Below are 10,718 nucleotides of genomic sequence, written 5' to 3' on the forward strand. Positions count from 1 at the left end.
AAAAATTCAGCTCAGTGATGGTTCGCGCATCAGCAGGGTCGACAAATCCGCCACCCGCTGCTTCAGTTCACGCCTATCGACTATCATGTCGACCGCGCCTTTTTCCAGCAGGAACTCGGCGCGCTGGAAACCTTCGGGCAAGGTCTCGCGTACCGTCTGCTCGATCACACGTGGCCCGGCAAAGCCGATCAGGGCATTGGGTTCGGCAATGACCACATCCCCTAGAAAGGCAAACGAAGCCGACACGCCCCCCATGGTCGGGTCGGTCAGTATAGAGATAAACGGCAACCTGGCCTGCGTCAGCAAATCGAGCGCGGCGCTGGTCTTGGCCATCTGCATCAGCGAGTTCAGCCCCTCCTGCATGCGCGCGCCACCGGAAGCGGCCACGCAGATAAAGGGGGCACGCGCCTCGACTGCAGCGTGTACGCCGCGTACGAAACGCTCACCGACCACCGAGCCCATGGAGCCACCGATAAAACGGAACTCGAAGGCGGCGACCACGGCAGGCAGGGTCAGCATGCTGCCCTGCATGACAACGATGGCATCATCCTCGCCGGTAGCGGCGCGGGAAGCCGCCAGCCTGTCCGGATATTTTTTACTGTCCTTGAACTTGAGGATGTCGATAGGCTTAACCTCGGCGCCGATTTCGCGCCGCCCCTCTTCATCCAGCAGCATATCCAGACGCGCGCGCGCACCCAAGGCATGGTGATGATTGCACTTGGGGCAGACCTGCAGGTTGCTCTGCAAATCGGTGTAATACAGCACTGCTTCACAGGCCGGACATTTGCTCCACAAGCCTTCCGGAACGGAGGAGGCCTTGTCGGAGCGGCTGTCCCGCTTGATTTTCGGTGGCAAGAGCTTATTGAGCCAGCTCATCGAGATTCCTTACAGTCTTGCCAGGCGCCCTTGCGGGCCCCGGGAACGGGTGTGCTAACGGATGGCAGCCTTTAGCGTGGCCACCAGACGGGTCAACTGCTCTTTGGCAGTCTGCTCTGTTGCCGCCTCGATTTCCTGAATCAGACGGCTGCCAACGATAATGGCATCGGCCGTAGCCGATAAAGCACGGGCAGTTTCGGCATCACGAATACCAAAACCCACACCGATGGGCAGCCGGATAGTTTGTCTGAGGGCGGCAATTTTACCTGCTACAGCGTCAATGTCCAGATTCCCGGCACCTGTAACCCCATTTAGCGAGACGTAATAGACGTAACCTGTCGCGTGAGCGGCAATCTCGGCCACCCTTGCCGCCGTCGTGGTCGGTGCAATCAGGAACACCGGATCCAGCCCCGATGCTTTCAGTGCCCCCGACAACTCGGCTGCTTCTTGCGGCGGACAATCTACCGTCAGCACGCCATCTACACCGGCCTCGGCCGCGCGCCGGGCGAACTCGGCATAGCCCATGGAAAACACCGGATTGAGATAGCCCATCAGCACCACAGGGGTCTCGGCATTGCGCTGGCGGAATTCAGCCACCATCGCCAGTACATCCTTGAGCCCGACACCGTGAGCCAAGGCGCGCTCGGACGCCTTCTGTATCACCGGACCATCGGCCATCGGGTCTGAAAAAGGCACGCCCAGTTCGATAATGTCGGCGCCGCCATCGACCAGGCCATGCATCAGTTCGACAGTCAGGCCGGGATTGGGGTCCCCGGCAGTAATAAACGGAATCAGCGCCTTGGCACCATCCAGCCGGGTAAAACACGCAGAAATTCGCGACATGATCGTCCCCTTACAGTGTCATGCCGACAAGGCCGGCGACAGTATTGATATCCTTGTCGCCACGACCGGACAAATTGACCAGAATGACTTGATCCTTGCCCATGGCCGGCGCCACTTTGGCCGCCCATGCCAGTGCATGACTGGATTCAAGTGCCGGAATAATGCCTTCCAGATGGCAGCAATCATGAAATGCCGCCAGCGCTTCGCTGTCATTGATTGCCGTATATTCGGCGCGCCCGATATCTTTCAGATAGCTGTGCTCGGGCCCCACGCCAGGGTAGTCAAGGCCTGCAGACACCGAATGGGTCTCGATGATCTGGCCATTGTCGTCCTGCATCAGATAGCTTTTGAAGCCGTGCAGCACGCCGGGGCGACCCGCAGACAAGGGCGCGGCATGGCGGCCGGTTTCGACGCCGTCACCGCCGGCTTCCACCCCGACCAGACGCACACCCTCGACCGGGATATACGGGTAGAACATGCCGATCGCGTTGGAGCCGCCACCGACACAAGCGACCACTACATCGGGCTGGCGACCGATGGCCTCGGGCATCTGCACCTTGGCTTCATTGCCGATCACCGACACGAAGTCGCGCACCAGCATAGGGTAAGGATGCGGACCGGCGGCGGTACCCAGAATATAGAAGGTCGAATCGACATTGGTCACCCAGTCGCGCATCGCCTCGTTCAGCGCATCTTTCAGGGTCTTCGAGCCGCTCTCGACCGGCACCACGGTCGCGCCCAGCAGCTTCATGCGGAACACATTGGAGGCTTGGCGCTTGATGTCTTCGGCACCCATATACACCACGCACTCCATGCCGTAGCGCGCGGCCACAGTGGCAGTAGCGACACCGTGCTGACCGGCGCCGGTCTCGGCAATCACCCGCTTCTTGCCCATGCGCCGCGCGAGCAAGGCCTGACCGATGGCGTTATTGATCTTGTGCGCACCGGTGTGATTGAGGTCTTCACGCTTGAGCCAGATCTGCGCCCCGCCCAGGGTTTCGGACCAACGGCGGGCGTGATACACCGGACTGGGGCGTCCGACATAGTGCGCCAGCTCGTAATGGTATTCCGCCCAGAAAGCAGGATCATCCTTGGCTCTGGCATACTCGGCCTGCAGCTCGTCCAGCGCCGCCATCAGTGTTTCTGCAACATACACGCCCCCGTGCGGGCCAAAGTGGCCAGCCGGATCGGGCAGATCATAGCGATCCATGTCTTGCTCCTGAAATGAAGGCTGCCATACGGGCAGCGTCCTTGATTCCTTTTTGCGTCTCGACACCACTGGAGACATCAACCGCTGCCGGGCGCACCCGGCGTACGGCTTCGGCAATATTGTGTTCGTCCAGGCCTCCCGACAGAATCAGGGGCAGCGGCAAATCCTGTGGCAGCAGACTCCAGTCAAAAACCTGGCCGGTGCCGCCATGCACACCTTCGACAAAAGCATCGGTCAGCAAGGCGCGCGCAGAGGCATAGCGTTTGGCGCAGGCGGTAAGGTCGGTGCCGGCCTGCACCCGCACCGCCTTGAGATAGGGGCGGTGAAAGCTGGCACAAAATTCAGGGCTCTCGTCGCCGTGAAACTGCAGGATATCGATGGCGCACTCGGACAGTACGGTATCCACCCACTCGCGTGTCGGGTCGACAAACAAGCCGACCACACTCACAAATGTCGGCAAGGCGGCAATGATGGCCGCAGCGCGGGCAATAGAGACATTGCGCGGGCTTTTCGGGTAGAACACCAGCCCGATCGCATCCGCCCCCAGTCGCGCAGCCTCGACACCATCCTCGACACGGGTCAGCCCGCATATTTTCACGCGCACACTCATATTTGCCCTTCCCCTATCGCCACAAGGCCAGACGCGCCGGATCGGGCACGCTAGGCAAATCGAAATGTCCGGGATAACCCACCCCGGTCAGGTACAGCCCGTCCGGCATGAAAGTCGGCGGCGCCTTGGTGCGGTCGCTCGCCTGCAATAGTGCACTCATGCCTTCACTTGTCAGGCTGCCCTTGCCCACATACACCAAAGCACCGACGATATTGCGCACCATGTGGTGCAAGAAGGCATCAGCTTTCAGGTCAAAGCGTATCAGGCCGCCACTGGCGGTAATATCCAGCAGTTGCAAATCCTTGACCGGCGTCTTGGCCTGGCACTCGGCCGCACGAAAACTGGAAAAATCATGCCGCCCGATCAAGCGCTGTGCCGCATCCTGCATCGCCGCCACATCCAGCGCACCGTAATACCAGCCTACCTTGCCTGCAGTCAGGCTGGGGCGCACCGGGTGCGACAGCAAAAAATAGCTATAGGCACGTGAAAATGCCGAAAAACGCGCATGAAAGACATCGTCCACTTCACGCGACCACAACACCGCCACTTCGGGCGGCAGATGCGCATTGACCCCGCGCACCCAGGCATTCAGCGGGCGGCGGGCTTGCGTTTCAAAATGGACCACCTGCATGGCTGCATGCACGCCGGCATCGGTGCGTCCGGCCGCAATCGTGGTAATCGGCTCGCCCGCTATCGTGCTGAGCGCGGCGTTCAATCTGTCCTGAACGGTATTGCCATGCGGCTGGGTCTGCCAGCCGGCAAAAGCACGGCCATCGTATTCGAGGCCTAGTGCGATTCTCATGCCCAAACTTTCATCAAAAATCCTGTGACTAGCCATGCCATCAGCACAAAAAGATACTCGCGTTTGCGCCAATGGCAAAGTCTCAACTCTACCTGATCAGGGCCGGCTGGAGCTATGCCCTGTTGCAACAAGATGCGCATTTCCTGCAATAAAGCGCGAAACGGCTGACTGAGCAGGCGTTCGGCGTGATAAAGCGTCAGCCACAGACGCAAGGCTAGCGTTTTGGCAGGCAAGCCCAGCCTCGCCAGCGGGGCACACAATTGATAAAGCGCCGCCAGCATGGCTTCGCGCCCGGCATACAGCCACAAGGCACGCACCAGCCACACCGCCACCAACAGCCGCGCGGCCTGCAAGCCACCCGCGTGCAAACCCTGCCAGCTGGGTGCCCACAGGCTATCAAACAGCGCATCCCCCGGCACGGTCCAGCCCATCAACAGCATGAGCGACAACAAGAGGTAGCGCATACGTTTGAATGCAGAGATCAGTAGCGCGGCATTGCGCCACCACAGCCCCCCGGCCAGCAGGGCGCACAAGCCCGCCAGCCAATATGCCGGCATCACCGCCAGCAGCAACACCAAGGCAAGCCAGGCACACAAATAGGCACCCGGTGCCATCGGCCAGTCAGAACGTTGCACGGCTATCCTGCGCGGCCCGGTCCGCCGCTTCACGGTCTCCCATTTCGGCAAACAAACGCGACAGTGCAAGTTCGGCCGAGTCCACCGGCGGCCCGCTCATGGCCTGATGATCTATCTGCAATAGCGCCACCGACTCATCCACATAATGCTGCCCCGCAATAGCCGCATCCACCATGGCGCTATCTGCAGGCACGGCCGCATCCATAAGGCCCGGCACCCGCACAGGGACTGCAACAGCCTCTAGGCTGGATTTTTCCCCGGCAGCATGACGGCGACGACGCAACTGCCAGGCCAGCAGGCTCATGACCGCCACCCCGCCAGCACCACCGGCAAGCCAGCGCGCCAGCTCCCCGTCCAGCAGTGTGTCATCGACATCCACCCCGGCAGAAGCAAGCGGCATAAGCGACTGACGGGCGAGTTCGCGCTCAAGTGCAGCCAGCCGCGCCTGCGCCTGCTGCAACTGCACAATGCTGCGCTCGGCCCTGGCCTTATCCACCGCCTCGGCATCCGCTGCGACAGGTGCTTGCACTATCTCTTTGGCCGGTGGCGGCTCGGATAACGCCCGCGCGGGCGCACTGGCAATACGCCGCGTGCTGGAGGGTGCATCAGGCAATACCAGTTTTGCACCCGCCAACAGGCGGTTGGCATCCCCAGCGACAAAGGCGCGGGGATTGGCCGCCAACAAAAGTCGTGTTGCCTTCTCCTGCGACAGGCGCGGATAAAAACGCCGAACCAGTGCAAAGGCTGTATCCCCCGTCGCCACCCGGTAAGACACAGGCCGCCGCGCAGGCGGCAACGCATCCGCCAGCGGCAAAAATGGCCGCGATCTGTCACCACCCGCATCCAGCGAGGGAGCGTGCTTGGGAATATTGTAACCGTACAGCCGGTATTCACGTATCCAGCGTCCACCCGGCCAGACAAATTCGATCGCGAAACGCAGCACATCGGTACCGGCTAGTGCCGGACCAAAAATACGCACTACATGCTGGCCATCGGAAATAGAAACCAGCTCAAAGCGCAAACCGGCCGCATTGGGCGTGTAAGGCTGTAAAGACGGGTAATCACTGGCAGCAGCCAGACGTACCTGTGCAGGATACGGAGCAGCAGCAAGATCAAGCGCGACCTCACCCAGCAAGGCTTCGCCTTGTGTCGACAATATCTTGAGCGGCCCCAGACCGGCTTGTGCCTGAGGGGCAACCAGCACCCCAAGCGCAAGCGGCAAGGCCAGTATGGCCGGTGTTAAAACAGAACGATTCAAAGCGTAGCCAGCAGCGTTTCCGCCTCTTTATGCAGCAGGCCATCGGCCTCGCTCATCAATTCAAGCAGCACTTCGCGCGCGCCTTCCTTGTCCCCCATATCGATATAAACATGGGCAAGGTCCAGCTTGGTAGCAAGCGGATCATCCGACACATCCATACCGGCAGTGGATACCGGGGCGAATTCGGCTTCAAGATCTGCGGTCAGCGCATCCAGCGACTGCCGCCCTGCCGGATCAGATTCCATATCAAACTCGAACAGGCCATCAAAGCCCTCATTGGCAGTGCCGGCAGCGGCAGGTGCGGCAAGCGGTTCGGATTCAGCGATAGCACTCCCCAACTGGAAATCGAAGTCGAGCAGATTGTCGTCAAGCGCAGGCGCGGCACTGATGGCAGCGGGAGCCTCCGGCACGACCGGCGCCTTCATATCGCCCAACAAGGCATCCAGATCAAACTCCAGCGTGTGCGTATCAACGGCGGGGGCAGCAGCAGGCTCAGGGGCAGGCTCGTCCCCAAACAGGGCTGCGCGCAGCGGGTCATCGTCAATGAGCGCCTCGGAAGCCAACACTACGCCATCGGCGGCAGGCGTGCTCAAGGCAGTATCAAAATCCAGCACCGTGCTTTGCATAGGGGCAGCTACCGCCGCCGGCATCAGGTCCGACAGTTCTGCATCAAGATCAATCATGCTGCCAGCAGCCATCGCCACCGGCGCCGCCATAGCGGCCAGCGGACTACTTTCCTGATCCGCATACAAGGGGTTTTGCGGATCCAGCGCCAGGCCCAGTGCTGCCGCCTTGGCCCACAACGCCCCCTTGCCATCCAGCGCCAGCTTGAGCGCCTGTGCATGCGGTTCGAACATTGTCTTGTCCGCGCGCGTGGCGTAAATCTCCAGCAGTTTCAAGCGGACCTCATGCCGGGTCGGATCCTTGGACAAGGCATCCAGCAGAATGTCTTCGGCTTGCTGATCACGGCCATAGGCCAGATAAACCTCGGCTTCGGCCACCGGATCCACCTCGCCGGCATCAATAGAGCCCATGCCGGAACGGGTAAAATCGGTCAAGAAAGAGTTGCCGTTAGCCGCACCGGTTTGCAAGGTGCGCGCCAAGGGCCCATGTTGCAGCCCGGTAGCCGCGCCTAGCGGCCGTGCGCCGAAAGCGGCCCCCACGCGTGCAGCTTCACGCCGCTTGCGCAGCAGATTCCCTCCGAATAAAGCCAGTGCCAATGCGGCCAGCCCGCCGCCTATCAGCGGCAACTGGGAGAACAGGCCATCGGTAAACGATGCTTCCTCTTCCGGCACTACCACCGATTGCGTGGCAAGCTGCATCTGTTTCAGGCGGTTTTCCAACTGGACAATTTTTTCCTGCGTCTGCTGCAAGCTGCGGTCACGGTTGGCAATCTCTAGCTCCAGCGCAGACAAACGCGCTGCGGATTCATCGCCCCCGGCTTCGGGTGCACTCAATTTAACGGAAGGGCTGACAGTCGGCGCAGCAACAAGCGGCGCGCTTACCGGCGCTTGGGTAGGCGGGTTTACCGGCGTGACCGTAGGCGCAGGGGCGGGGCTAGGTTTGGGCACGGCAAGCACAGGCTTGACCGGCGCAGGAATGGCCGCTATTTCACGGCGGACTTCACCCTGATTGCCACTCATCAAGCGCGTAGCTTCCAGCGGGCTGATGGCGGCAATGCGCGCGGCGCCGGGTATGGCGACCCGGGCACCGGCCAGCATACGCTCGGGGTTGCCGGCAATAAACGCATGCGGGTTGGCCTTGAAGATCGCGGCCATAGTCTGGCTCAGGCTGGCCTGCGGTGGACGAGCACGGCGTGCCAGCGACATCAGGGTCTGGCCCGGTGCAATTTCAACACTACCCGCACGCAGCGGCTGAACCGGTGAGGCGGCACGAGTGGCACGCTTGGCAACCACAGGCAAATCCTGCTCCAGTGCCGGTTGGCGCAATGCATAATCAGCCGGATCCAGCAGGACGGTGTATTCGCGCAGACTGCGACCGGTCGGCGTGCGCGCTTCGATGACAAAGCGCAGATAGGGGTCGTGGATGGCCTGCGAAGACATCACCCGGATATACGGTTTTCCGCCTTGGCGCACCACGGCAAAGCGCAGTGAACCCAGCACCGGCGCATAATCGACATTCAAGTCACGAAACGCACCCGGACTTGCCAGACTGACGCGCAATTTGTCGGCCTCATCTGCATCCATGCCACTCAGGGCAATATTGGCCTGCAGGGCTTCGCCTAGACTGGAACGAACCTGAATCCCCCCAAGACCGGCAAACGCCGTTGAAGTAAACAACAAGGACACCAGCACTGCGCTTAATTTTTTTGTAGTACGCCTGGTCACAATCTGCCTTCCGGTCAATAAGGTTGGGGCATTCGGTACAGGCGATGCGTCCCCGGACACGACCCATACCCTCCCTTCAATTCAAACGGCATCAATATTCAACGAATACTACCCTGAATCAGGAGTCAGGCAAAATATCCCTTGCCCAGCATCGCTTCAGCCAGCTTGACAATATTCAGCGCGGCACCAGCACGCACATTATCGGCCGCCAGCCAGAACTGCACCCGCGTGCCCTCAACGCGCAAACGGCTGACCCAGATCCGCTCATTGCCGGTCGCTTCCATCGGCGTAAGGTAGGGGCCATAACTGTCGCTTTCTGTCACCACCTGCAGACCGGCCTGCTCCAGCTGCAAGGCGATTTCGTCACGATTCAAGGCATCTTGCACTTCAAGCGCAACCGACCAGCCGTGACCAAAGAACACCGGCACCCGCACACAGGTCGCTTCAACTGCCAGTGCCGGCAAGGCCAGCACGCGGCGCAATTCGTCACGCACCGAACGCTCTTCGGCGCTGTCTCCGGCCTCATCCGTGTCGCCGATTTGCGGCAGCACATTAAAGGCGATGCGCTTGGCGAAGACATTCACCTCGGTCTCGCGCTGGGCAAACAAGGCGGTCGTCTGCGTCGCCAGCTCTTCCATCGCCTCCTGGCCGGCACCGGATACCGACTGGTAAGTCGATACCGTCACCCGCTTAAGGCCTTGGCCGGTAAACACGGCCAAGGCTTGTGCCAGCGGCGTCACCGTGCAATTGGGCACGGACACAAGGCCGGCTTCACCGGCATCCGTCAGCAAGCCTTCATTAATGGCGGACACCAGCAGCGGCACGCCTGCATCGGCACGAAACGCCGCACTGAAATCGATGACGATACAGCCGGAGGCGCGCGCATCCGGCACATAGCGGCGCGCGGCATCGCTGCCGGCAACAAAAATCGCCAGCTGCACATTCTCGAACGCGAAGTCCGCCAGCTGATGGACCTCCAGCTCGCGATTGCCGTAGGCGGCAACATCACCCTCATAGTCCTCGCCATCGACGGCGTACACGCGGCTAGCCGGAAAGTGGCGCTGGGCCAGCAAATCAAGGACGGCTTCGCCAATCAGGTTTTTCGCGCCGACTACGGCGACATTGATGGATTGTTGCATTTTTGTCTTCCCGAAAAGCAAAAGGCGCCGCAGCGCCTTTTATGGATGAATAGCGTTGGCGGCCATTCTACCGTTTTATCGCTCGATCAGGATACGCAACATGCGGCGCAAGGGCTCGGCCGCACCCCACAGCAGCTGGTCGCCGACGGTAAAGGCCGACAGGTAGTCGCCGCCCATCGACATTTTGCGCAAGCGCCCGACCGGGGTGGTCAGCGTGCCGGTCACCGCCGCCGGCGTCAGGTCCTTCATCGACGCTTCGCGCGTATTCGGCACCACCTTGGCCCACGGATTAGCCGCAGCCAGCATCGCCTCGATCTCGTCCAGCGGGATATTGTTCTTGAGCTTGATGGTCAGTGCCTGACTGTGGCAGCGCATCGCACCGATACGCACGCACAGGCCGTCAACCGGCACCGGATTGGCCAAGCGGCCGAGAATCTTGTTGGTCTCGACACCACCCTTCCATTCTTCCTTGGACTGGCCGTTACCCAGATCCTTGTCTATCCACGGAATCAGGCTACCGGCCAGCGGCACGCCGAAGTTCTGGCACGGAAACTCTTCCGAGCGCAGGAAATCGGACACCTTGCGGTCGATATCGAGGATGGCCGAGGCCGGATTGGCCAACAGCGCTTTCACTTCGGCATTGACCGCACCCATACCCGAGAGCAACTCGCGCATATTCTGCGCGCCGGCGCCGGAGGCGGCCTGATAGGTCATCGAACTCACCCACTCGATCTGGTCGTTCTGAAACAGGCCGCCCAGCGCCATCAGCATCAGCGATACGGTGCAGTTGCCGCCGACGTAGTCCTTGACGCCGCGAACCAGCGCGTCGTCGATCACCTTGCGGTTGACCGGGTCGAGGATAATGACCGCATTGTCGTCCATGCGCAGCGTCGAGGCCGCATCAATCCAGTAGCCCTTCCAGCCGGCAGCACGCAGCTGCGGGTAGATCTCGCTGGTATAGTCGCCGCCCTGACAGGTGACGATCACGTCCATCGCC

General features: G+C 60.9%; 10 protein-coding genes. All 10 read right to left on the bottom strand.

Annotated elements, in window-relative coordinates; genetic code table 11:
• Window positions 1-6: 6 nt before the first annotated feature.
• Window positions 7-876 carry an acetyl-CoA carboxylase, carboxyltransferase subunit beta gene (accD, locus tag ACRC1E_RS03850; protein WP_438513789.1) on the bottom strand — a complete coding sequence of 290 codons (870 nt, stop codon included), beginning with the start codon at window positions 874-876 and terminating at the stop codon, window positions 7-9.
• Between the two features lie 54 nt (window positions 877-930).
• Entirely contained in the window at window positions 931-1,719 is a 789-nt protein-coding gene (trpA, locus tag ACRC1E_RS03855) for a tryptophan synthase subunit alpha (protein WP_438513790.1), read from the bottom strand.
• A 10-nt stretch (window positions 1,720-1,729) separates the two neighbouring features.
• Entirely contained in the window at window positions 1,730-2,929 is a 1,200-nt protein-coding gene (gene trpB, locus ACRC1E_RS03860; protein ID WP_438513791.1) for a tryptophan synthase subunit beta, read from the bottom strand.
• Window positions 2,916-3,539: a phosphoribosylanthranilate isomerase gene (locus ACRC1E_RS03865; protein ID WP_438513792.1), complete on the bottom strand. Its 624-nt coding sequence runs from the start codon at window positions 3,537-3,539 to the stop codon at window positions 2,916-2,918. Before ACRC1E_RS03865 ends, trpB begins: the two co-directional genes overlap by 14 nt.
• A gap of 13 nt (window positions 3,540-3,552) precedes the next feature.
• Window positions 3,553-4,341 carry a tRNA pseudouridine(38-40) synthase TruA gene (truA, locus tag ACRC1E_RS03870; RefSeq protein WP_438513793.1) on the bottom strand — a complete coding sequence of 263 codons (789 nt, stop codon included), beginning with the start codon at window positions 4,339-4,341 and terminating at the stop codon, window positions 3,553-3,555.
• Window positions 4,338-4,976, bottom strand: a complete 639-nt coding sequence (locus ACRC1E_RS03875) for a hypothetical protein (RefSeq protein WP_438513794.1) — start codon at window positions 4,974-4,976, stop codon at window positions 4,338-4,340. The genes truA and ACRC1E_RS03875 overlap by 4 nt, the downstream gene beginning before the upstream one ends.
• A complete protein-coding gene (locus ACRC1E_RS03880; protein ID WP_438513795.1) occupies window positions 4,963-6,234 on the bottom strand; it encodes a type IV pilus assembly protein FimV in 1,272 nt (423 codons plus the stop codon). Before ACRC1E_RS03880 ends, ACRC1E_RS03875 begins: the two co-directional genes overlap by 14 nt.
• Entirely contained in the window at window positions 6,231-8,582 is a 2,352-nt protein-coding gene (locus ACRC1E_RS03885; RefSeq protein ID WP_438513796.1) for a FimV/HubP family polar landmark protein, read from the bottom strand. Before ACRC1E_RS03885 ends, ACRC1E_RS03880 begins: the two co-directional genes overlap by 4 nt.
• A 125-nt stretch (window positions 8,583-8,707) precedes the next feature.
• Entirely contained in the window at window positions 8,708-9,721 is a 1,014-nt protein-coding gene (locus ACRC1E_RS03890) for an aspartate-semialdehyde dehydrogenase (RefSeq protein WP_438513797.1), read from the bottom strand.
• 75 nt (window positions 9,722-9,796) lie between these two features.
• The coding region (gene asd / locus ACRC1E_RS03895) for an aspartate-semialdehyde dehydrogenase (protein ID WP_438513798.1) at window positions 9,797-10,718 on the bottom strand (922 nt) is incomplete at its 5' end.

This window comes from Craterilacuibacter sp. (assembly GCF_051659485.1).
In the GTDB taxonomy this organism is placed as follows: domain Bacteria; phylum Pseudomonadota; class Gammaproteobacteria; order Burkholderiales; family Chromobacteriaceae; genus Craterilacuibacter.

Bases quoted from the DNA above. Each gene is read 5' to 3' on its own strand.
- truA (WP_438513793.1), bottom strand. From the start codon at position 4,341: ATGAGAATCGCACTAGGCCTCGAATACGATGGCCGTGCTTTTGCCGGC.
- accD (WP_438513789.1), bottom strand. From the start codon at position 876: ATGAGCTGGCTCAATAAGCTCTTGCCACCGAAAATCAAGCGGGACAGC.
- ACRC1E_RS03890 (WP_438513797.1), bottom strand. From the start codon at position 9,721: ATGCAACAATCCATCAATGTCGCCGTAGTCGGCGCGAAAAACCTGATT.
- ACRC1E_RS03865 (WP_438513792.1), bottom strand. From the start codon at position 3,539: ATGAGTGTGCGCGTGAAAATATGCGGGCTGACCCGTGTCGAGGATGGT.
- trpB (WP_438513791.1), bottom strand. From the start codon at position 2,929: ATGGATCGCTATGATCTGCCCGATCCGGCTGGCCACTTTGGCCCGCAC.
- trpA (WP_438513790.1), bottom strand. From the start codon at position 1,719: ATGTCGCGAATTTCTGCGTGTTTTACCCGGCTGGATGGTGCCAAGGCG.